The sequence below is a fragment of the Streptomyces sp. NPDC002386 genome, assembly GCF_053593175.1.
Genome location: NZ_JBSFBX010000010.1, coordinates 201737 through 222175 on the forward strand (window position 1 = coordinate 201737; position 20439 = coordinate 222175).

The 20439-nt window shown below is 72.8% G+C and carries 20 protein-coding genes; 7 read left to right on the plus strand and 13 right to left on the minus strand.

Features of this window, described 5'->3' with window-relative positions; all coding sequences use genetic code 11:
* Positions 1-7: 7 nt before the first annotated feature.
* Positions 8-637 (minus strand): uridine kinase family protein, encoded by a 630-nt coding sequence (locus ACWCPN_RS21535; RefSeq protein ID WP_451208424.1) that lies wholly within the window; start codon positions 635-637, stop codon positions 8-10.
* Positions 638-764: 127 nt separating this feature from the next.
* Here ACWCPN_RS21535 and ACWCPN_RS21540 point away from each other — a divergent pair, with 127 nt between their 5' ends.
* On the plus strand, positions 765-1181 hold the full coding sequence (locus tag ACWCPN_RS21540) for a hypothetical protein (RefSeq protein WP_451208427.1): 417 nt from the start codon (positions 765-767) through the stop codon (positions 1179-1181).
* An 80-nt stretch (positions 1182-1261) separates the two neighbouring features.
* Here ACWCPN_RS21540 and ACWCPN_RS21545 read toward each other — a convergent pair whose 3' ends face one another.
* The 3 genes from ACWCPN_RS21545 to deoC are packed head-to-tail and all read right to left on the minus strand — an operon-like array spanning position 1262 to position 4546.
* Positions 1262-2146: an aldehyde dehydrogenase family protein gene (locus tag ACWCPN_RS21545; protein WP_451208430.1), complete on the minus strand. Its 885-nt coding sequence runs from the start codon at positions 2144-2146 to the stop codon at positions 1262-1264.
* Positions 2139-3575 (minus strand): aldehyde dehydrogenase family protein, encoded by a 1437-nt coding sequence (locus tag ACWCPN_RS21550; RefSeq protein ID WP_451208433.1) that lies wholly within the window; start codon positions 3573-3575, stop codon positions 2139-2141. Before ACWCPN_RS21550 ends, ACWCPN_RS21545 begins: the two co-directional genes overlap by 8 nt.
* Before the next feature lie 5 nt (positions 3576-3580).
* Positions 3581-4546, minus strand: a complete 966-nt coding sequence (gene deoC, locus ACWCPN_RS21555; RefSeq protein ID WP_451208436.1) for a deoxyribose-phosphate aldolase — start codon at positions 4544-4546, stop codon at positions 3581-3583.
* Positions 4547-4678: 132 nt separating this feature from the next.
* Here deoC and ACWCPN_RS21560 point away from each other — a divergent pair, with 132 nt between their 5' ends.
* Entirely contained in the window at positions 4679-5353 is a 675-nt protein-coding gene (locus tag ACWCPN_RS21560) for a PH domain-containing protein (RefSeq protein ID WP_451208439.1), read from the plus strand.
* A gap of 80 nt (positions 5354-5433) precedes the next feature.
* On the opposite strand, the gene ACWCPN_RS21565 is transcribed toward ACWCPN_RS21560, so the two are convergent.
* From ACWCPN_RS21565 to ACWCPN_RS21575, 3 genes are all read right to left on the minus strand, one after another.
* Positions 5434-7080, minus strand: coding sequence for a phospho-sugar mutase (locus ACWCPN_RS21565; RefSeq protein ID WP_451208442.1), 1647 nt, complete (start codon positions 7078-7080; stop codon positions 5434-5436).
* Between the two features lie 93 nt (positions 7081-7173).
* A complete protein-coding gene (locus ACWCPN_RS21570) occupies positions 7174-7998 on the minus strand; it encodes a purine-nucleoside phosphorylase (RefSeq protein WP_199211729.1) in 825 nt (274 codons plus the stop codon).
* Between the two features lie 181 nt (positions 7999-8179).
* Positions 8180-8617 (minus strand): gamma-glutamylcyclotransferase, encoded by a 438-nt coding sequence (locus ACWCPN_RS21575; protein WP_451208445.1) that lies wholly within the window; start codon positions 8615-8617, stop codon positions 8180-8182.
* Positions 8618-8712: 95 nt separating this feature from the next.
* Between ACWCPN_RS21575 and ACWCPN_RS21580 the strand changes: the two genes are divergently transcribed.
* Together ACWCPN_RS21580 and ACWCPN_RS21585 are read left to right on the plus strand one after the other, a co-directional pair.
* On the plus strand, positions 8713-10161 hold the full coding sequence (locus tag ACWCPN_RS21580; protein WP_451208447.1) for an NAD(P)H-quinone dehydrogenase: 1449 nt from the start codon (positions 8713-8715) through the stop codon (positions 10159-10161).
* A gap of 167 nt (positions 10162-10328) precedes the next feature.
* Entirely contained in the window at positions 10329-11276 is a 948-nt protein-coding gene (locus ACWCPN_RS21585; RefSeq protein ID WP_451208450.1) for a DeoR/GlpR family DNA-binding transcription regulator, read from the plus strand.
* A gap of 316 nt (positions 11277-11592) precedes the next feature.
* On the opposite strand, the gene ACWCPN_RS21590 is transcribed toward ACWCPN_RS21585, so the two are convergent.
* Complete coding sequence (locus tag ACWCPN_RS21590) at positions 11593-13365, minus strand: acetyl/propionyl/methylcrotonyl-CoA carboxylase subunit alpha (RefSeq protein WP_199211731.1); 1773 nt, start codon at positions 13363-13365, stop codon at positions 11593-11595.
* A gap of 381 nt (positions 13366-13746) precedes the next feature.
* Here ACWCPN_RS21590 and ACWCPN_RS21595 point away from each other — a divergent pair, with 381 nt between their 5' ends.
* The gene (locus tag ACWCPN_RS21595) at positions 13747-14319 is read left to right on the plus strand and encodes a hypothetical protein (protein WP_451208453.1); all 573 of its coding nucleotides are present in this window, start codon (positions 13747-13749) and stop codon (positions 14317-14319) included.
* Here ACWCPN_RS21595 and ACWCPN_RS21600 read toward each other — a convergent pair.
* The 4 genes from ACWCPN_RS21600 to ACWCPN_RS21615 all read right to left on the minus strand — a co-directional run bounded on the left by ACWCPN_RS21600 (position 14291) and on the right by ACWCPN_RS21615 (position 17031).
* A complete protein-coding gene (locus ACWCPN_RS21600; protein WP_199211733.1) occupies positions 14291-14908 on the minus strand; it encodes a Maf family protein in 618 nt (205 codons plus the stop codon). The genes ACWCPN_RS21595 and ACWCPN_RS21600 overlap by 29 nt on opposite strands.
* 40 nt (positions 14909-14948) lie before the next feature.
* Entirely contained in the window at positions 14949-15077 is a 129-nt protein-coding gene (mmpB, locus tag ACWCPN_RS21605) for a morphogenic membrane protein MmpB (protein ID WP_268894155.1), read from the minus strand.
* 72 nt (positions 15078-15149) lie between these two features.
* Positions 15150-15359 (minus strand): acyl-CoA carboxylase epsilon subunit, encoded by a 210-nt coding sequence (locus ACWCPN_RS21610; RefSeq protein WP_392292083.1) that lies wholly within the window; start codon positions 15357-15359, stop codon positions 15150-15152.
* A 67-nt stretch (positions 15360-15426) separates the two neighbouring features.
* A complete protein-coding gene (locus tag ACWCPN_RS21615; protein ID WP_199211735.1) occupies positions 15427-17031 on the minus strand; it encodes an acyl-CoA carboxylase subunit beta in 1605 nt (534 codons plus the stop codon).
* A 111-nt stretch (positions 17032-17142) separates the two neighbouring features.
* Between ACWCPN_RS21615 and ACWCPN_RS21620 the strand changes: the two genes are divergently transcribed.
* Positions 17143-18003 carry a biotin--[acetyl-CoA-carboxylase] ligase gene (locus ACWCPN_RS21620; RefSeq protein WP_451208458.1) on the plus strand — a complete coding sequence of 287 codons (861 nt, stop codon included), beginning with the start codon at positions 17143-17145 and terminating at the stop codon, positions 18001-18003.
* Between the two features lie 562 nt (positions 18004-18565).
* Positions 18566-19684 carry an adenylate/guanylate cyclase domain-containing protein gene (locus tag ACWCPN_RS21625; RefSeq protein WP_451208460.1) on the plus strand — a complete coding sequence of 373 codons (1119 nt, stop codon included), beginning with the start codon at positions 18566-18568 and terminating at the stop codon, positions 19682-19684.
* On the opposite strand, the gene ACWCPN_RS21630 is transcribed toward ACWCPN_RS21625, so the two are convergent.
* Complete coding sequence (locus ACWCPN_RS21630; RefSeq protein ID WP_451208463.1) at positions 19675-20298, minus strand: hypothetical protein; 624 nt, start codon at positions 20296-20298, stop codon at positions 19675-19677. The genes ACWCPN_RS21625 and ACWCPN_RS21630 overlap by 10 nt on opposite strands.
* Between the last annotated feature and the right edge of the window lie 141 nt (positions 20299-20439).

Below are 20439 nucleotides of genomic sequence, written 5' to 3' on the forward strand. Positions count from 1 at the left end.
TCCCCGCCTACGCCACCGTCCGCTGCGGAGCCGGCCGGCCCGCCGTGGCCATCCGGTCCAGCGCCTCGTCCCGGTCGCAGGGATGGGCGCCCAGGGACACCTGCCGGGCCACGATCGTCCGCTCGGTGCGCATCAGCCGCCAGCCCCGCCGCAGCAGGAACGGCACCGACTTGCGGCCCTCCCGGAGGTCCCGCAGGAAGCGGCGGCGGAAGGTGGTGACCGAACCCCGGCTCAGGCACAGCGCGTCGGCCAGCACGCCCCGCTCCCGGCAGCGCTTCACGATCTCGGCGGCGAAGATGCCCTCCGCGATGAACAGCGGCGCGGACCCTATGCCCAGCGTCTTCTCGCCGGTACGGGCGCTCAGCGAGATGTCGTACACGGGTACGGGCGTCTCCCCCGTGGCGCACAGCCGGGCGATGGCCTCGACCGCGACGTCGGCGTCCCAGGACGCGGGATGGTCCCAGTCGATGTCCGAACTCCCGTCCACCAGCGGCAGGGTCGGATCGCCGGCCTCCTTGTAGAAGTCGTCGAGGCGCAGCACGGGAAGCCCGGAGCGGGCGGCGACGAGGGATTTGCCCGAACCCGAGGGGCCGCAGAGCAGTACGACACGGGCGGGGGACGGCGGATGAAGGCTCACGGAACACCAGTTTGACGCATGGCGGCGCTCCTGCCGACCCCGCGGGTCGGCTTTGGAGCGCGCGTCACATCTCAACTACCCTACGTGCTGATCTGTTTACCCAGCGCACCAGAAGGCGGCATCGGCGATGGCCCGACACAGTTCCTCCCAGCACCCCACCGTGCAGCGCGCCCTGATCGCCCTCGCGGCCGCCGGAGCGGCGCTGGGAGCGGGCGCGGCGTCCGCGCACGCGGACGGCGGCGCCCGGCTCCCCGACGCGCCCGCCTCGCTCGGCGACCTCGACCCGGCCGCGGGTCTGACGTCCGTCACCGGCACGGTCGGCTACGCCACCGGCCCGGTCTCCGGCCTCAGGCCCAACCCGCTCGCGGGCACCGGCGTCGACCCGCTGGACAACGGAGTCGGCACCCAGATCGCCGACTTCAAGCCGATCGGCTCGCGCGACCTGACCCGGCCGGTCGCCGAGGCGGACTCGTTCGGGAGCCTGCCGGTGGTGGGGCAGGTCATGGCCCCGCAGGGCGCCTCCCACGGCGCGCCGATGGGCTGACCCGCGCCCGGAACGACGAAGAGCCGCGCCACCCCCGGACGGAGGGGTGACGCGGCTCGCTCGTGCGGGCGAGGGACGGCTCAGTACGCCGAGCCGGACGCGCCCAGGGAGCCCGTCGGGTGCCAGACCGTCTTGGTCTCCAGGAACGCCGTCAGGCGGTCGGTGCCCGGCGTCTCGAAGTAATCCACAGGCTGTGGACGCAGCACGCGCTTCAGGTTGTCCGCCGCCGCGATCTCCAGCTCCTTGGCCAGTGCCTCGTCGGCGCCCGCGAGGTCGATCGCGTTGACGTCCTGGTGCGCGGCCAGTGGCGCGGCGATCTCCGCCGTACGGCCCGACAGGACGTTGACGACACCGCCGGGGACGTCGGAGGTGGCCAGCACCTCGCCCAGGGACAGGGCGGGCAGCGGGGCCTTCTCGGAGGCGATCACGACCGCCGTGTTGCCGGTGGCGATCACCGGGGCCACGACCGAGACCAGCCCGAGGAACGACGACTCCTGCGGGGCCAGCACGGCGACCACGCCGGTCGGCTCCGGGGAGGACAGGTTGAAGAACGGGCCCGCGACCGGGTTGGCGCCGCCCACGACCTGGGCGATCTTGTCGGTCCAGCCCGCGTACCAGACCCAGCGGTCGATCGTGGCGTCGACGACCGCGGCCGCCTTGGACTTCGACAGGCCCTCGGCGTCCGCGACCTCCCGGACGAACTGCTCCCGGCGGCCCTCCAGCATCTCCGCGACGCGGTAGAGGACCTGGCCGCGGTTGTAGGCGGTCGCGCCGGACCAGCCGCCGAACGCCTTGCGCGCGGCGACCACCGCGTCACGGGCGTCCTTGCGGGAGGACTGCGGGGCGTTGGCCGACCAGTTGCCCTTGGAGTCCGTCACCTCGTACACCCGGCCGCTCTCGGAACGCGGGAACTTCCCGCCGACGTACAGCTTGTAGGTCTTGAAGACAGTGAGCCGATCAGACATCGAGGTACGCCTCCAGGCCGTGGCGGCCGCCCTCGCGGCCGAAGCCCGACTCCTTGAAGCCGCCGAACGGCGAGGTCGGGTCGAACTTGTTGAACGTGTTGGACCAGACGACACCGGCGCGCAGCTTGCCCGCGACGGCCAGGATCCGGGAGCCCTTCTCGCTCCAGATGCCCGCCGACAGTCCGTAGGCGGTGTTGTTGGCCTTGGCGACCGCCTCGTCGGGCGTGCGGAAGGTGAGCACCGACAGCACCGGGCCGAAGATCTCGTCACGGGCGATGGTGTGCGCCTGGGTGACGTTCGTGAACAGCGTCGGCGCGAACCAGTAGCCCGAACCCGGCAGTTCGCAGGCGGGGGACCAGCGCTCGGCGCCCTCCGCCTCGCCCTGCTCGGCGAGCGCGGTGATCCGGGCGAGCTGCTCGGCGGAGTTGATCGCGCCGATGTCGGTGTTCTTGTCGAGCGGGTCGCCCAGCCGCAGGGTGGACAGCCGGCGCTTGAGGGAGTCGAGCAGCTCGTCGTGGATCGACTCCTGGACCAGCAGCCGGGAGCCCGCGCAGCAGACCTGGCCCTGGTTGAAGAAGATGCCGTTCACGATGCCCTCGACGGCCTGGTCGATCGGCGCGTCGTCGAAGACGATGTTGGCGCCCTTGCCGCCCAGTTCGAGGGTGAGCTTCTTGCGGGTGCCGGCGACGGTCCGCGCGATCTCCTTGCCGACGTTCGTCGACCCGGTGAACGCGACCTTGTTGACGTCCGGGTGCGCGACGAGCGCGGCGCCCGCGTCGCCGTAGCCCGGGAGGATGTTGACGACGCCCTTGGGCAGGCCCGCCTGGCGGCAGATGTCCGCGAAGAACAGGGCCGACAGGGGGGTGGTCTCGGCCGGCTTCAGCACGACCGTGTTGCCGGTCGCCAGCGCCGGGGCGATCTTCCACGCCAGCATCAGCAGCGGGAAGTTCCACGGGATCACCTGGCCGGCGACGCCGAGGGGCTTCGGGTCCGTGCCGAACCCGGCGTGGCCGAGCTTGTCGGCCCAGCCCGCGTAGTAGAAGAAGTGCGCGGCGACCAGCGGGAGGTCCGCGTCCCGGGTCTCCTTGATCGGCTTGCCGTTGTCCAGCGTCTCCAGCACCGCCAGCTCGCGGCTGCGCTCCTGGATGATGCGGGCGATGCGGAACAGGTACTTGGCGCGCTCGGAGCCGGGCAGCGCCGACCACTTCTCGAACGCCTTGCGGGCCGCCTTCACGGCGCGGTCGACGTCCTCGGCGCCGGCCTGCGCGACCTCGGAGAGCACCTCCTCCGTCGACGGGGAGACCGTCTTGAAGACCTTGCCGGCGGCGGCGTCGGTGAACTCGCCGTCGATGAACAGGCCGTAGGAGGGGGCGATGTCGACGACCGCGCGGGACTCGGGCGCCGGTGCGTAATCGAATGCGGATGCCATGGTGATCAGTCCACCGTCACGTAGTCGGGGCCGGAGTAGCGGCCGGTGGCCAGCTTCTGACGCTGCATCAGCAGGTCGTTCAGGAGCGAGGAGGCGCCGAAGCGGAACCAGTGGTTGTCCAGCCAGTCCTCGCCCGCGGTCTCGTTGACCAGGACCAGGAACTTGATGGCGTCCTTGGTGGTGCGGATGCCGCCGGCCGGCTTCACGCCGATCTGGACGCCGGTCTGGGCGCGGAAGTCGCGCACGGCCTCCAGCATGAGGAGAGTGTTGGCGGGCGTGGCGTTCACCGCCACCTTGCCGGTCGACGTCTTGATGAAGTCGGCGCCCGCGATCATGCCCAGCCAGCTCGCCCGGCGGATGTTGTCGTACGTCGACAGCTCGCCGGTCTCGAAGATGACCTTCAGCCGGGCGCTGGTGCCGCAGGCCTCCTTCACGGCGACGATCTCGTCGTACACCTTGAGGTAGCCACCCGCGAGGAACGCGCCACGGTCGATGACCATGTCGATCTCGTCGGCGCCCGCCGCGACGGCGTCCCGGACGTCGGCCAGCTTCACCCCGAGGGCGGCCCGGCCGGCCGGGAAGGCGGTGGCGACCGAGGCGACCTTCACGCCGGAACCTGCGACGGCCTCCTTGGCGGTGGCCACCATGTCGGGGTAGACGCAGACGGCCGCGGTCGCGGGGGTGGCGCGGTCGGTGGGGTCGGGATGGACCGCCTTGGCGCCGAGCGCCCGGACCTTGCCCGGGGTGTCCGCGCCTTCCAGCGTCGTCAGGTCGACCATCGAGATGGCGAGGTCGATGGCGTACGCCTTCGCGGTGGTCTTGATGGATCGGGTGCCGAGAGACGCGGCACGCGCCTCCAGGCCGACCGCGTCGACGCCGGGCAGCCCGTGGAGGAAGCGGCGCAGCGTGCTGTCGGACGCGGTGACGTCAGCGAAAGGCTGTGCGGGGGATGCAGTGGTGGGCATGGTCACCAGACGAGCATATCTACGCGCGTAGCGGATGTATACCCCCGGGTGCTCACAGCACCTGTCCGGCGATCACGGACGAGCGCTCGGCACGGGGTGCGCGGGAGCGCATCGCCGGCGTCGGGCAGAATCGGCACCATGACGACCCCGGACCACCAGTCACCCGAGCCGCGGCCCACCGCCAAGGACGTGATCTACCGCTCGCCCATGGCACTCGTGGCCGGTGTGCTGCTGCTGGCGCTCGCCTGCTGGCTGGGCTTCGACGCGCTGGTCCGCGGGCACGGGCGCACCCCCTGGCTGGCGCTCGCCACGCTGATCCTCGCCGTGCCGCTGGTGGTCGCCTTCACGCTGCGGCCGGCGGTCTTCTCGGGCGAGGACCGGCTCCGGGTCCGCAACCCTTTCCGGTCGGTCACCCTGCCCTGGGGCGAGGTCGCCTCGCTGCGCTCCGGCTACACCAACGAGGTCGTGGCCAATTCCGGCGACAAGTACCAGCTCTGGGCCATCCCCGTCTCGCTGCGCGCCCGCAAGAAGGCGGCGCGCCGGCAGGCCCGCGTGGACGCGGCGGCCCGGGGCGGCCGCTCGGGCGGGTTCGGCGGGCTCGGCCTCGGCGGCGTGCTCGGCGGCACCGGCGACGAGGACGGCCCGACCCGGGCGGAGTCCGACCAGATCATCGCCGACCTGCGGGCCACCGCGGAACGCCGGGGCCCGGCCGGGACGGCCCAGGGCGACGTGACGGTGCGCTGGGCCTACGAGGTGATCGCCCCCGCCGTGGCCGGGGCGGTGCTGCTCGTGGTGCTGCTGGCGGTGGGCTGAGTCCGGCGGGCGGCAGCCGTCCCGCACCGCCCCGAATGACCGCGGGCCCGCCCCGTGGGGCCGGGCCCGCGGTACCGGCGTCAGAGGCCCGCTGCCGCCGCCAGGTCGCGCTTGAGGGCCGTCAGGAGTTCGGTGGCCCTGATGCGGGCCGCCGGGAGTGCGGTGCGGTCGGAGGCCGGGACGACGACCTCCAGGTAGCACTTCAGCTTGGGCTCGGTGCCGCTGGGGCGGACGATGACCCGGGCGCCGTCGAGCGTGTAGCGCAGGCCGTCGGTGGGCGGGAGCCGGTCCGTGCCCAGCGTCAGGTCCTCGGCGCGGGTGATGGCCAGGCCGGCCAGCTCGGCCGGGGGCCGCTCGCGCAGCCGGCGCATCGCGTCCGAGATGACGGAGAGGTCCTCGACGCGCACCGAGAGCTGGTCGGTCGCGTGCAGCCCGTGCTCCACGGCCAGGTCGTCGAGCAGGTCGAGCAGGGTGCGGCCCTGCTCCTTGAGTACCGAGGCCAGCTCGGTGACCAGCAGCGCGGCGGTGATGCCGTCCTTGTCCCGCACGCCCTCCGGGTCGACGCAGTAGCCGAGCGCCTCCTCGTAGCCGTAGCGCAGGCCGTCCACACGGGCGATCCACTTGAAGCCGGTCAGGGTCTCCTCGTACGGGAGCTTCGCGCTCTCGGCGATACGGCCGAGCAGGGAGGAGGAGACGATCGACTCGGCGAAGGTGCCGGCGGCCCCGCGCCCGACCAGATGGGCGGCGAGCAGCGAGCCCACCTCGTCGCCGCGCAGCATCCGCCACTCGTCGCCGTCCCGGACGGCCACGGCGCAGCGGTCGGCGTCCGGGTCGTTGGCGATGACCAGGTCCGGGCCGGTGGCCCGGGCGCGCGCGAACGCCAGGTCCATGGCGCCCGGCTCCTCCGGGTTGGGGAAGGCCACCGTCGGGAAGTCCGGGTCCGGGTCGGCCTGCTCGGCGACCAGCACCGGCTCCGGGAACCCGGCCCGGGCGAACGCGGCCAGCAGGACGTCCCGGCCGACGCCGTGCATCGCCGTGTAGACCGTGCGTGCCGTGCGCGGGGAGCCGGCGGCCAGGACGGCGTCCGTACGGGCCAGATAGGCGTCCAGGACCGAGTCGTCCAGCGTCTCCCAGCCGGACTCCGGACGCGGGACGTCGTTCAGCGAGGCGATCGCGTCGATCTCGGCGGCGATCTCCGCGTCGGCGGGCGGGACGATCTGGGAGCCGTCGCCGAGGTAGACCTTGTAGCCGTTGTCCCGGGGCGGGTTGTGGCTGGCGGTGACCTCCACGCCCGCGACCGCGCCCAGGTGCCGGATGGCGAACGCCAGGACCGGGGTGGGCAGGGGGCGCGGCAGCACGGCGGCCCGCAGGCCCGCGCCGGTCACCACGGCGGCGGTGTCCCGGGCGAAGTCGGCGGACATGTGGCGGGCGTCGTAGCCGATGACGACCAGCCCGGCGTCCTCGCTCCCGTGGGAGGCCCCGCTCTTCCTCAGGTACGCGGCGAGACCGGCCGCGGCACGGATGACGACGGCGCGGTTCATGCGCATCGGGCCGGCGCCCAGCTCGCCGCGCAGGCCCGCGGTGCCGAACTGGAGGGTGCCGGAGAACCGCGCCCGCAGTTCGGCCACGTCACCGGCGTCGATCAGCCCCGCCAGTTCCTCGCGGGTGCGCGGGTCGGGGTCCTCGGCGAGCCATGCCTTGGCCTTGGCGATGAGTTCGTCGTGCACCTTGGGATCAACCTCTCCTCAGTTCCTGCCGGAGGCGTCGCCCCCGGACCCCCGTTCCGCGCCGCCCCACCGGTCCGGCGGGCTGGCGGTCGCTCAGATCCTGCCCAGTACCTGCGTCAGCAGCTGCCCCATGCGCGCCGCCGAGTCGCGGCCCGCCTGCAGGACCTCCTCGTGGTTCAGCGGCTCGCCGGTCATGCCCGCGGCGAGGTTGGTGACCAGGGAGATGCCCAGCACCTCGGCGCCGGCCTCGCGGGCGGCGATCGCCTCGAGCACCGTGGACATGCCGACCAGGTCCGCGCCGATGACGCGGGCCATGCGGATCTCCGCGGGGGTCTCGTAGTGCGGGCCGGGGAACTGCGCGTAGACGCCCTCCTCCAGGCTGGAGTCGATCTCCTTGCACAGGGCGCGCAGGCGCGGGGAGTAGAGGTCGGTGAGGTCGACGAAGTTGGCGCCGACGATCGGCGAGGTCGCCGTCAGGTTGATGTGATCGCTGATCAGCACCGGCTGGCCGGGGCGCATGCCCTCGCGCAGGCCGCCGCAGCCGTTGGTGAGGACCACGGTCTTGCAGCCGGCGGCGACGGCCGTGCGGACGCCGTGCGCGACGGCGGCGACCCCGCGGCCCTCGTAGTAGTGCGTGCGGCCCAGGAAGACCAGGGCGCGCTTGTCACCGAAGGAGTACGAGCGGATCTTTCCGCCGTGCCCCTCGACGGCCGGCGGCGGGAAGCCGGGCAGCTCGGTGACCTGGAACTCGGCGTCGGGGGCGCCCAGGGCGTCGACGGCCGGAGCCCAGCCGGAGCCCATCACGAGGGCGACGTCGTGGGTCTCGGCGCCGGTCAGTTCGCGCAGGCGCGCGGCGGCGGCGTCGGCGGCGGCGTAGGGGTCGCCCTGGATGTCGTCCGGAAGAAGAGATGCGTTCACGCCGACGAGGGTAGCCGGTTCTCTCCTACGCGCGTAGATGACAGAGGCAACGGGATGGCGATCGTTGTCTTGTCGTTTCCAACGAGACGTGGGTCCCGTCCTGCCGGCGCCCGGTGCGCGGCTGCGGCCAGGGGGCGTCTCCCCGGTCTTCGCGGACCCGCGAAGACCGGGGAGACGCCCCCTAGCACGGCCGCTTGCGCAGCTCCATCACGTAGTCGTGGGGCGCGCCCGCCGACTCCGCCGAGTCCGCGATCTCGCCCAGGTAGCGGGCCGAGGGCAGCCCGCCCTCGTAGCCGTTGAGGGCGTACGCCCAGGCCGGCTCCTCGCCGTCCAGGGTGTGCACGCGGACCCGGACGCGGCGGTAGATCCCCAGACCCACGCCCTCCCACCGGTCGAGGGACTCCTCGTCCATCGGTGCGATGTCGTACAGGCCGACGAAGACCTGGGCCCCGGGTTCCTCGACGATCGTCGCCAGCGCCCCCTCCCAGCCGAGCTGCTCGCCGCCGAAGGTGAGCCGCCAGCCGTTCAGCCAGCCCACGGCGCGCTGCGGCGAGTGCGGGGCGCGGCGGGACATCAGCCGGGCGTCGAGGTTGCCGGCGTACGCGGCATAGAGCGACATGCACGAAGGGTACGGCAGCCGAAACTCCCGTCCCGCACGTAACGCGGGCACCGGCCGACGCCCCGGGGCAGTCGCACCTTGAAGCGTGCGGGACAATGGGGTACGTGACTCGGATCGTGATCATCGGTGGCGGACCCGGCGGATATGAAGCGGCCCTGGTGGCCGCCCAGCTCGGCGCGGAGGTGACCGTCGTCGACTGCGACGGTCTGGGCGGAGCGTCGGTGCTGACCGACTGCGTGCCGTCGAAGACCCTTATCGCTACGGCCGAGGTGATGACCACCTTCGACTCCTCCTACGAGGAGCTGGGCATCATCGTCGCCGACGACACCCCGCCGCTGGAGCAGGCGGCCCGGGTGGTCGGCGTGGACCTCGGGAAGGTCAACCGACGGGTCAAGCGCCTCGCGCTGGCCCAGTCCCACGACATCACCGCGTCCGTCACCCGGGCCGGCGCCCGCGTCATGCGCGGCCGCGGCCGGCTCGACGGCATGCAGGCCCTGGACGGTTCCCGCAAGGTCGTCGTCACCGCCGCCGACGGCACCGAGGAGACCCTCACCGCCGACGCCGTCCTCATCGCCACCGGCGGTCACCCGCGCGAGCTCCCCGACGCCAACCCCGACGGCGAGCGCATCCTCAACTGGACGCAGGTCTACGACCTCAACGAGCTGCCGGAAGAGCTGATCGTGGTCGGCTCCGGCGTCACCGGCGCCGAGTTCGCCGGCGCCTACCAGGCGCTGGGGTCCAAGGTCACCCTGGTCTCCTCCCGTGACCGGGTGCTGCCGGGCGAGGACCCGGACGCCGCCGCGGTCCTCGAGGACGTCTTCCGCCGCCGCGGCATGAACGTCATGGCCCGCTCCCGCGCGCAGTCCGCCAAGCGCGTCGGCGACCGGGTCGAGGTGACGCTGGCCGACGGCCGGGTCATCACCGGCTCGCACTGCCTCATGGCCGTCGGCGCCATCCCCAACAGCGCGGGCCTGGGTCTGGAGGAGGCCGGCGTCAAGGTGCGCGACTCCGGGCACATCTGGACCGACAAGGTGTCGCGCACGACCGCGCCGGGCGTGTACGCGGCCGGTGACGTCACGGGCGTCTTCGCGCTCGCGTCCGTCGCGGCGATGCAGGGGCGCATCGCCATGTACCACTTCCTCGGCGACGCGGTGGCCCCGCTGAACCTGAAGACGGTCTCCTCCAACGTCTTCACCGACCCCGAGATCGCCACCGTCGGCTACAGCCAGGCGGACGTGGACGCGGGCAAGATCGACGCCCGGGTGGTCAAGCTGCCCCTGCTGCGCAACCCGCGCGCGAAGATGCAGGGCATCCGGGACGGCTTCGTCAAGATCTTCTGCCGGCCGGGCACCGGGATCGTCGTCGGCGGTGTCGTCGTCGCGCCGCGCGCCTCGGAACTGATCCACCCCATCTCGATCGCCGTCGACAACAATCTGACGGTCGAGCAGATCGCGAACGCGTTCACGGTGTACCCCTCGCTTTCGGGGTCGATCGCCGAGGTGGCGCGGCAGTTGCACACGCGCAAGGCCGGCATCGAGGCCTGACCCCCCGAGGCCGGCTTCCCGCTGGTCACAGGGAGTTGTCGAGCATGCGTACGGCATAGGCGGGCGGACTAGGTCCTATACCACCTCCCGCCATGCCGTGCGAACAACTTCTGTTATTCGGCGCAAACTGCTGAAACCAGACGGTCGTTGGGGTTACTGTCAGTTTCGTGTTCGCTGCAGAACGTCGCCAATTGATTCTCGAAATGGTGCGAGCCAACGGAGCAGTGTCGCTCCGTGAACTCGCCCGCGTCGTCCAGACCTCCGAAGTGACCGTACGGCGGGACGTGCGCGCACTGGAGGCAGAAGGACTCCTCGACCGCCGGCACGGCGGTGCGGTACTGCCGGGCGGGTTCACGCGGGAGTCCGGCTTTCCGCAGAAGTCCCATCTCGCGACCGCCGAGAAGACGGCCATCGCCGACCTCGCCGCCGGACTCGTCGAAGAGGGCGAGGCCATCGTGGTCGGGGCGGGCACCACCACGCAGGAGCTGGCCCGCCGGCTCGCGCGGGTGCCCGGGCTGACCGTCGTCACCAACTCCCTGCTGGTGGCACAGGCGCTGGCCCATGCCAACCGGGTGGAGGTCGTGATGACCGGCGGCACCCTGCGCGGTTCCAACTACGCGCTCGTCGGCTCCGGCGCCGAGCAGTCCCTCCAGGGGCTCAGGGTCTCCAAGGCCTTCCTGTCCGGGAGCGGGCTCACCGCGGAGCGCGGGCTGTCCACGTCCAACATGCTTTCGGCGTCCGTCGACCGGGCGCTGGTGCAGGCCGCCGCCGAGGTCGTGATCCTCGCCGACCACACCAAGCTGGGCACCGACACGATGTTCCAGACGGTGCCGACCGACGTCATCACCCGCCTGGTCACCGACGAGCCGCCCGGGCACGACGACCGTGCCGGCACGGAGCTGCAGGCCCTCGCCGACCAGGGCGTGCAGATCGCCGTGGCGGGGGCGGGGGGAAACCCGGTGGGTGAATCCATGCCCGCGGCCCGGCAGCAGAGGTCCTCCTCCCTGCCGGGGCCCCGTCGGGGGCAGGTCGCCGGGGGCGCGCTGCGGGGCATGCTCGGGGACCAGCCGGCCGGGGCCGAACGGGGCCGCGTCGCCGACCTGCGCAGGCGCTGAGAGTTTTCGCGCAGGCGCTGCGCGGCCCGCACAGGGGGTCCCTGAGGCCGGCACGGGCGCGGGGGCCGTCCGCGGGGGCTGCCTGAGGCCGCCACGGGCGCTGAGGGGTCTTCAGGGGCGCCGAGGCCGCCGGGTTAGCCGTCGGGCTCGGGCCGGGGCGCCGCGCCGCCGGTTCGCCGCAGGGCTGCGGGGCGCCGGACGGACGCGGACGGACCGGCCGTCCGGGACCCGTGTCCGTGGGCCGGCTCCGGGAAGCCGGACGCCCGGCGGGCCCTGTCGGGCGCCACCGGGCGTCGGTGTTCGGGAACGCCCGCCGTCAGTCCTTGATCTCGCAGATCGCGGCGCCGGACGTGACCGAGGCGCCCACCTCGAAGTTCAGGCCCTTGATGGTGCCGGACCGGTGGGCGTTGAGCGGCTGCTCCATCTTCATGGCCTCCAGGACGACGACCAGGTCGCCCTCCTTGACCTCCTGGCCCTCCTCCACGGCGACCTTCACGATCGTGCCCTGCATCGGGGAGGCGAGGGTGTCGCCGGAGGCCACCGGGCCGGACTTCTTGGCCGCGCGGCGCTTCGGCTTGGCACCGGCGGCGAGACCGGTGCGGGCCAGCGACATGCCCAGGGAGGACGGCAGGGAGACCTCGAGGCGCTTGCCGCCGACCTCGACGACGACCGTCTCACGGCCCGTCTCCTCCTCGCCCTCGGCGTCGGCCGGAGCGGAGAAGGGCTTGATCTCGTTGACGAACTCGGTCTCGATCCAGCGGGTGTGGACCGTGAACGGGTCGTCGGAGCCGGTCAGTTCGGGGGCGAACGCCGGGTCCCTGACCACCACGCGGTGGAACGGGACGGCCGTCGCCATGCCCTCGACCTGGAACTCGTCCAGGGCCCGGGCGGCCCGCTCCAGGGCCTCCTTGCGGGTGCGGCCGGTGACGATCAGCTTGGCGAGCAGGGAGTCCCAGGCCGGGCCGATCACACTGCCGGCCTCCACGCCCGCGTCCAGCCGGACGCCGGGACCGGTCGGCGCCTCGAAGCGGGTCACCGTGCCGGGGGCGGGCAGGAAGTTGCGGCCCGGGTCCTCGCCGTTGATCCGGAACTCGAACGAGTGTCCGCGCAGCGCGGGGTCGTCGTAACCCAGCTCCTCGCCGTCGGCGATGCGGAACATCTCGCGGACCAGGTCGATGCCGGCGACCTCCTCGGTCACCGGGTGCTCCACCTGGAGGCGGGTGTTGACCTCGAGGAAGGAGATCGTGCCGTCCTGGCCGACCAGGAACTCACAGGTGCCGGCGCCCTCGTAGCCGGCCTCCTTCAGGATGGCCTTCGAGGCGCGGTACAGCTCGGCGACCTGCTCCTCGGAGAGGAACGGCGCCGGGGCCTCCTCGACCAGCTTCTGGTGCCGGCGCTGCAGCGAGCAGTCACGGGTGGAGACGACGACCACGTTGCCGTGCTTGTCGGCGAGGCACTGGGTCTCCACGTGGCGCGGACGGTCGAGGTACCGCTCGACGAAGCACTCGCCGCGGCCGAAGGCGGCGACCGCCTCGCGCACCGCGGAGTCGTACAGCTCCGGGACCTCCTCGAGGGTCCTGGCCACCTTCAGACCGCGGCCACCGCCGCCGAAGGCCGCCTTGATGGCGATCGGCAGGCCGTTCTGCTCGGCGAAGGCGACGACCTCGTCGGCTCCGGAGACGGGGTCGGGCGTACCGGCGACCAGCGGCGCGCCGGCGCGCTGGGCGATGTGCCGGGCGGCCACCTTGTCACCCAGGTCGCGGATCGCCTGCGGCGGCGGTCCGATCCAGATCAGGCCCGCGTCCAGCACGGCCTGCGCGAACTCCGCGTTCTCCGAGAGGAAGCCGTAGCCCGGATGGATGGCGTCGGCCCCGGACTCCCGGGCGGCGTTCAGGATCTTGTCGATGACCAGATAGCTGGTGGCCGGAGTGTCACCGCCCAGAGCGAACGCCTCATCCGCGGCGCGGACATGCAGAGCGTCCCGGTCCGGGTCGGCGTAGACGGCCACGCTCGCGATCCCGGCGTCCCGGCAGGCCCGGGCCACGCGGACAGCGATTTCGCCACGGTTGGCGATGAGCACCTTGCGCACGATTGAGGCTCCCTCCTTGAAACAAGCCGAGTTTAGGGACTGCCGACACGGCTCATCGACCCGTTCCCAATGGTGAGCTTGCCCACACGGAGCGTTATCCGAGGCCCGCTCGACCCGCGAAAGCCCATGTCGCACCTGGGGTGCGGCAGGCCTCCTCCGGGCAACCCTAGCCCCGACGTGTGGTCAAGGTCTCTGTGAGAGGGTGCCGCGCCCCACTCGGTTTCTTTGTCGAGTCCCTACGAATGGCCCAATGATTCTTTGCCGGTGGCCGAACCCTTGTCCCAGGGTTTACCCGTTAGTAGCGTTCGCGATGACTCGAACGTACCCGGAGTAACCGGGTTTTGGCTGGAGAGTGGGTGGGGGCCGGTGGTGCGCAGGCCGGTGGCATGGGTCGTCGCGATCGTCCTTCTGGGCGAGGCGTTCGGCATCGGGGCGCTGAACTGGTTCCTCGGGATGGTCGTCGAGCGCCAGAAGATGTCGCTGGCCGGACTCGACCCGGACGTCATGTCGACGTCCTCGAAGATCGGCGGCCTGGTCTTCGGCCTCTACTTCGCTCTGTGCGCCCTGGTGGCCCTGCTGGTGGCGATACGCGACCGGGCCCCCGCCGGCTTCGGCCGGGTGCTGCTGATCAGCGTGGCGGTCGTGCACGGCCTGCTGGGGGCCTTCGCGCTGAGCCTGACGGGCTGGCCGGCCTTCGTGTTCATGGTGGTGATGCTCGGCCTGGTCGTCCTGCTCCTGGTGACCTACGACCGGGACGGCGGCCCGGAGCAGGGCGTGTCCGGCGGCGCCCCCGGCGCGGGCGGCGACCCGCGGGCGGAGGCCGAGCCGTCCGCCGTGCACCCGGAGGCCGCGGGCGCGGCGCACGGCGCGACGGGCGAGCGGCGGGACGGGGGCGAGGAGCCGCGCGACTCCGTCCCCGCCCAGGTCACTCAGCCGGTGCCCACAACTCCGTGATGCCGACGCCGAGTTCGGCCAGCAGGCGGCGGACGAGGGGCAGGCTGATGCCGATCACGTTGCCGTGGTCGCCGTCGATGCCCTCGATGAACGGCGCCGAACGGCCGTCCAGGGTGAACGCCCCGGCGACGTAGAGGGGTTCGCCGGAGGCGACGTACGCGGCGATCTCCTCGTCCGAGGGCTCGCCGAAGCGTACGACGGTGGAGGCGGTCGCGGAGACGTGGCGCTTCGCCGTCGTGTCCCAGACGCAGTGCCCGGTCTGCAGGGTTCCGGCCCGTCCGCGCATGGCCTTCCAGCGGGCGGTGGCCTCCTCGGCGTCGGCGGGCTTGCCGAGCGCCTGGCCGTCCAGGTCCAGCACCGAGTCGCAGCCGATCACCAGGGCGCCCAGCACCTCCGGCTTCGCCGCCACCACCGAGGCCTTGGCCTCGGCCAGGGCGAGCGCCAGCTCCGCCGGGGTGGGCGCGGTGACGGCGTCCTCGTCGACCCCGCTCACGATCACCTCGGGGGCGAGGCCCGCCTGGCGGAGCAGACCGAGCCGGGCGGGGGACTGGGAGGCGAGCACGAGTCGCCTGCGTGGCTTGGCAGTCATGCGGCCAGGTTAGGCCCTCCCGCACGGATCGGGCGCCGTGCTACCGCAGGCCGATCACGATCATCCCCAGCACCATCGCCAGAGCCAGGACGAGTCCGAGCCGCCGCAGCATCTCCTGCGTGTCACGCAGTTCTTCGGGCGGCTCGTTCTCGGGGTCTGACCACAGCATTCCTCCAGCGTGCGGGTGGCGTCGGGCCGGGCGCCTGAGTACCCGTACTCAACTTGGCGCCCGGCCCGGCGTTCAGCTCGGCCAGTAGGTGCGGGTCCAGGACGCCGCGCCCGGCCGGGGCAGACGGGCGGACGCGATACGGGCCGGATCCGACCACGAGTCCCTCGTCCCGGGCGCGCCGGGCGGCGCCGCGGCGGCCGCCACGGCGCGGGCCCGGACCACCGCCAGGGCGGCGGCGAGCTCCTCCGGCGTCGGGTTGCCTCGTACGACCTTGATGTTCATGACCGCTCCAGGGGTGCGCGGGGCGGGGACCCGTCCGCCGTGCTCCGCCGGACGGGCCCCACAGGTCCTACAGGGGAATGTTGCCGTGCTTCTTCGGAGGCAGGGATTCCCGCTTCGTGCGCAGTTGACGCAGGCCGCGCACGATGTGGGAGCGGGTGTCGGACGGCATGATCACCGCGTCGATGTAGCCCCGCTCGGCCGCGACGTAGGGGTTGAGGAGGGCGTCCTCGTACTCCTGGATCAGCCGGGCGCGCACGGCGTCGACGTCCTCCCCGCCGGCCTCCGCCTCGCCGATGGTGCGGCGGTGCAGGATGTTGACGGCCCCCTGGGCGCCCATCACGGCGATCTGGGCGGTCGGCCAGGCCAGGTTGAGGTCGGCGCCCAGGTGCTTGGAGCCCATGACGTCGTAGGCGCCGCCGAAGGCCTTGCGGGTGATGACGGTGATCAGCGGGACCGTCGCCTCGGCGTAGGCGAAGATCAGCTTGGCACCGCGCCGGATGATCCCCGTGTGCTCCTGGTCGACGCCCGGCAGGAAGCCCGGCACGTCGACGAAGGTGAGCACCGGGACGTTGAAGGCGTCGCAGGTCCGCACGAAGCGGGCGGCCTTCTCCGAGGCGTCGATGTCCAGGCAGCCGGCGAACTGCATCGGCTGGTTGGCGACGATGCCCACCGGGTGGCCCTCGACCCGCCCGAAGCCGGTGACGATGTTCGGCGCGAACAGGGCCTGCGTCTCGAAGAACTCGGCGTCGTCCAGGACGTGTTCGACCACCGTGCGGATGTCGTACGGCTGGTTCGCGCTGTCCGGGACCAGGGTGTCGAGCTCCAGGTCCTCGGCGTTGACCGTGAGGTCCGCCTCCTCCGCGAAGACCGGGGCCTCGCTGAGGTTGTTGGACGGCAGGTACGACAGCAGCTGCTTGACGTACTCGATGGCGTCCTTCTCGTCCCCGGCCATGTGGTGGGCCACACCGGAGGCGGAGTTGTGGGTGCGGGCGCCGCCCAGCTCCTCGAAGCCGACGTCCTCACCGGTGACCGTCTTGATGACGTCCGGGCCGGTGATGAACATGTGCGAGGTCTGGTCGACCATCACCGTGAAGTCGGTGATGGCGGGGGAGTAGACCGCGCCGCCGGCGCAGGGCCCCACGACGAGGCTGATCTGCGGGATCACACCGGAGGCGTGGGTGTTGCGGCGGAAGATCTCACCGTAGGCGCCCAGCGAGGCCACACCCTCCTGGATGCGCGCGCCGCCGGAGTCGTTGATGCCGATGACCGGGCAGCCGGTCTTCAGCGCGAAGTCCATCACCTTGACGATCTTCTGGCCGTAGACCTCGCCGAGGGCTCCGCCGAAGACGGTGAAGTCCTGGGAGAACACCGCGACGGGGCGGCCGTCGACCGTGCCGTAGCCGGTCACGACGCCATCGCCGTACGGGCGGTTCTTCTCCAGGCCGAAGTTGGTGGAGCGGTGGCGGGCGAACTCGTCGAGCTCGACGAAGGAACCCTCGTCGAGGAGGAGTTCGATGCGCTCACGCGCCGTCAGCTTGCCCTTGGCGTGCTGCTTCTCGACTGCGCGCTCCGAGCCGGCATGCGTCGCCTCGTGGATGCGGCGCTGCAGATCCGCGAGTTTGCCCGCGGTCGTGTGGATGTCGATCTCTTGGCGCTCTTCCGGCTCGGACATCGGGATCGCGGCTCCCTGCCTGCTCAAAAGGGGGGACGGTTACTCATCCGTAGCGTAGTGGTGCCGCCGCGCATCAGCAGTGCGGCGTTTCCCACACCTAGGGTGACTTGCATGACGCCGCACAATGCATCAGACGACAACCGCTGGTCGGATCTGGACCGTCCGCCCCTGAACGCCGTGTCGCTGCGGCGCGGGCTGGTCCGGGAGGGCGGGCTGTGGTCGGAGGTCGAGGTGGTCCGGCGGACCGGATCGACCAACTCCGACCTGGTGGCCCGCGCCGCGGCCGGCCGGGCGGGCGAGGGGGCGGTGCTGGTCGCCGAGGAGCAGACCGCCGGGCGGGGCCGGCTGGACCGGCAGTGGACCGCGCCGCCGCGGTCCGGCCTGTTCTTCTCCGTGTTGCTCAAGCCGGCCGAGGTGCCGGTGGCCCGCTGGGGCTGGCTGCCGCTGCTCACCGGTGTCGCGGTGGCGACGGGGCTGTCCCGCGCGGCCGGCGTGGACACGGCACTCAAATGGCCCAACGACCTGCTGGTGACCGTCGGCGGCGAGGAGCGCAAGACGGGCGGCATCCTCGCGGAACGGGCCGGGGACGACGGGGTCGTCATCGGCGTGGGCATCAACGTCAGCCTGCGCGCCCAGGAGCTGCCGGTGCCGCAGGCGGGGTCGCTGGCGCTGGCCGGGGCGGTCGGCACGGACCGGGATCCGCTGCTGCGGGGCGTGCTGCGGTCCCTGGAGGACTGGTACGGACGCTGGCGCTCGGCCGGGGGCGACCCGGCCGTCAGCGGCCTGCAGGAGACCTACGCCGCGGGCTGCGCGACGCTGGGCCGCACCGTCCGCGCGGAACTCCCCGGGGACCGCTCCGTGGTCGGAGAGGCGATCGCGGTCGACGGCGACGGCCGCCTGGTCATCGCCACGGAGACGGGCGTACGGGAGCCGGTGGGCGCGGGCGACATCGTCCACCTGCGACCCGCGTAGGCCCCCGCGGGCCCGCGTCCAAGGTCGGCGGTTCGGTGTCGCCCGCTGAGCCGGGACCGGCTTCCTCTCGTCGTGTGCCGGGAGCGCCCTGAAGGGGTGCGGGGAACTGCGCGCCCGGCCCCCGCGGGCTCGCGGCCGGGGACGGCGGACGGGTGTCTGTTGCTGGGCCGGGTAGGGGGCCTCGCCCTGGGCGGTGAGCGTGCCCTGTGCCGGGAGCGCCCTGAAGGGGCGCGGGGAACTGCGCGACCGGCCCGCGGGGCCCGCGGCCGGGGTCGGCGGCCAGGCGGCTGCTGCTGAGCCGGGCCGGCGACCGCCCCGGACGGGGAACCGCGCGAACGGCCTACGCGCGCCCGCGGCCGGGGCCGATGGATGGTGTCCTGGACATGGCCCGGCCGGGCGAGCCCGAAGGCGGCAGCCCGCCGCGGCCGCCGGCGAGAGGCGTCGGCCGGCCGGTGCCGGAGGGGTAACCCCCGGCTCAACCCGACGGAGTGAGCTGGCGCACACCTGCCGTAGAGTTGAGCCCGGTCGTACCTGACCGTGACAGATCGGAAGGGCAGCAGGCGTGACCGTCGACGACACGGGCTCCGGCGCGGACGCGCGGGTGGATCCCCACGCCGCCGACCCCGGCGAGGATCCGCTCGCCCTGCGCCTCGAGCAGCTCATTCTCGGCGCCGAGCGGCGCTACACCCCGTTCCAGGCGGCCCGCAGCGCCGGTGTCTCCATGGAGCTGGCGTCCCGCTTCTGGCGAGCCATGGGCTTCGCCGACATCGGACAGGCCAAGGCGCTCACCGAGGCCGACGTACTGGCCCTGCGACGGCTCGCCGGTCTGGTCGAGGCGGGGCTGCTGAGCGAGGCCATGGCGGTGCAGGTGGCCCGCTCCACGGGGCAGACCACCGCCCGGTTGGCCGAATGGCAGATCGATTCCTTTCTCGAGGGCCTGACCGAGCCGCCCGAGCCGGGCATGACCCGCACGGAGGTCACCTATCCGATCGTCGAGCTGCTGCTCCCCGAGCTGGAGGAGTTCCTGGTCTACGTGTGGCGGCGGCAGCTCGCCGCCTCGGCCGGCCGGGTCGTGCAGACCGCCGACGACGAGGAGATGGTCGACCGGCGGCTCGCGGTCGGCTTCGCCGACCTGGTCGGGTTCACCCGGCTGACCCGGCGGATGGAGGAGGAGGAGCTCGGCGAGCTGGTCGAGGCCTTCGAGACCACGGCCGCCGACCTGGTCGCGGCGCGCGGCGGGCGGCTCATCAAGACCCTCGGCGACGAGGTGCTCTACGTCGCCGACGACGGGGGCACGGCCGCCGACATCGCGCTGCGCCTGGTCGAGACGATGGCCAACGACGAGACGATGCCGGAGCTGCGCGTCGGCATGGCGTTCGGCACGGTCACCACGCGCATGGGCGACGTCTTCGGCACCACCGTCAACCTCGCCTCCCGGCTGACCTCCATAGCCCCGCGCGACGCCGTCCTGGTGGACAGCGCGTTCGCCGAGGAGCTGATCCGCACCAAGGAGGCGCCCGCCTCGGAGGCGGAGGCCGCCGAGGCCGCGGCCGCCGCGGAGAAGGAGGGCGAGGAGCCGCCGTCGTACCGCTTCGCGCTCCAGCCGATGTGGCAGCGCCCGGTCCGTGGGCTCGGTGTGGTCGAGCCGTGGCTGCTCAGCCGCCGCGACGGTCAGTCCTGACCGTCGCCCAGCGCGTCCACGCAGAGGCCGATCACCGGTAGGCACAGCCCGTCGTCCCGGGTGGGCGGAACCGTCGGGCCGCGGCTCGGCGTGGGCGCGGGCGCCGGTTCGGTCCTGGTCGGCGTGGGCACCGTGGGCGACGGGCGCGGTGCGGTCGTGGCCGGGTCGGTGTGCCGTGGGGCGGTGGTCGGGGCGCCGGTGACCCTCGGGGCCGGAAGGCGGGTGGCCGAGGGACCGGGAACGGCCTCGTCCGTCTCCGCCGGAGCGGTCGGAGCCGCGCTCACCCCGCCCATGGCCGAGGTGGCCGAGGGCCGGGTCGGACGGGCGGCGCCGATGGTCGCGGCCGTGTCGGAGGAGCGGGCGGTGACGCCGCCGCCCGGGTCGGGACGGGGCTCGGCCTGCGCCGTGTCCGGGGCGCCGACGCCGGACTCCGGTGCGACGCGGACGAGACTGAGGACGCCGGCGGCCAGCGCCAGTCCCCCGGCGGCGAGCAGCACCTTGCGGGGGCGGGGCCTGCGGTGCCGGCCACGACGGGCGAAGGGCGCGGCGCTCTGCGCGGCGCAGGTCCGCTGATTCGTTTCCCCGGTACCGGACTGGGCGCGTGTCGGTCTCATGAGGTCCCCTCCCCACCGTGGCGCGGAGCGCACGTTATGCGCTGCCGTGGGCGGTGTGGGGCGAGACGGCCGGGATGTCACTCGAACGGGTGCAGGGCGGCCGTGTGGGCGGCCCTTTCCCGGGGCGGGGTGCGGCTGCGA

Excerpts from the sequence above, each read along its gene's own strand:
- ACWCPN_RS21620 (WP_451208458.1), top strand. The coding sequence starts at position 17,143 with ATGACGCCGCACAATGCATCAGACGACAACCGCTGGTCGGATCTGGAC.
- ACWCPN_RS21610 (WP_392292083.1), bottom strand. The coding sequence starts at position 15,359 with ATGAACATCAAGGTCGTACGAGGCAACCCGACGCCGGAGGAGCTCGCC.
- mmpB (WP_268894155.1), bottom strand. The coding sequence starts at position 15,077 with ATGCTGTGGTCAGACCCCGAGAACGAGCCGCCCGAAGAACTGCGTGAC.
- ACWCPN_RS21615 (WP_199211735.1), bottom strand. The coding sequence starts at position 17,031 with ATGTCCGAGCCGGAAGAGCGCCAAGAGATCGACATCCACACGACCGCG.
- ACWCPN_RS21540 (WP_451208427.1), top strand. The coding sequence starts at position 765 with ATGGCCCGACACAGTTCCTCCCAGCACCCCACCGTGCAGCGCGCCCTG.
- ACWCPN_RS21545 (WP_451208430.1), bottom strand. The coding sequence starts at position 2,146 with ATGTCTGATCGGCTCACTGTCTTCAAGACCTACAAGCTGTACGTCGGC.
- ACWCPN_RS21550 (WP_451208433.1), bottom strand. The coding sequence starts at position 3,575 with ATGGCATCCGCATTCGATTACGCACCGGCGCCCGAGTCCCGCGCGGTC.
- ACWCPN_RS21575 (WP_451208445.1), bottom strand. The coding sequence starts at position 8,617 with ATGTCGCTCTATGCCGCGTACGCCGGCAACCTCGACGCCCGGCTGATG.
- ACWCPN_RS21580 (WP_451208447.1), top strand. The coding sequence starts at position 8,713 with ATGGGGTACGTGACTCGGATCGTGATCATCGGTGGCGGACCCGGCGGA.
- ACWCPN_RS21630 (WP_451208463.1), bottom strand. The coding sequence starts at position 20,298 with ATGAGACCGACACGCGCCCAGTCCGGTACCGGGGAAACGAATCAGCGG.
- ACWCPN_RS21600 (WP_199211733.1), bottom strand. The coding sequence starts at position 14,908 with ATGACTGCCAAGCCACGCAGGCGACTCGTGCTCGCCTCCCAGTCCCCC.
- ACWCPN_RS21560 (WP_451208439.1), top strand. The coding sequence starts at position 4,679 with ATGACGACCCCGGACCACCAGTCACCCGAGCCGCGGCCCACCGCCAAG.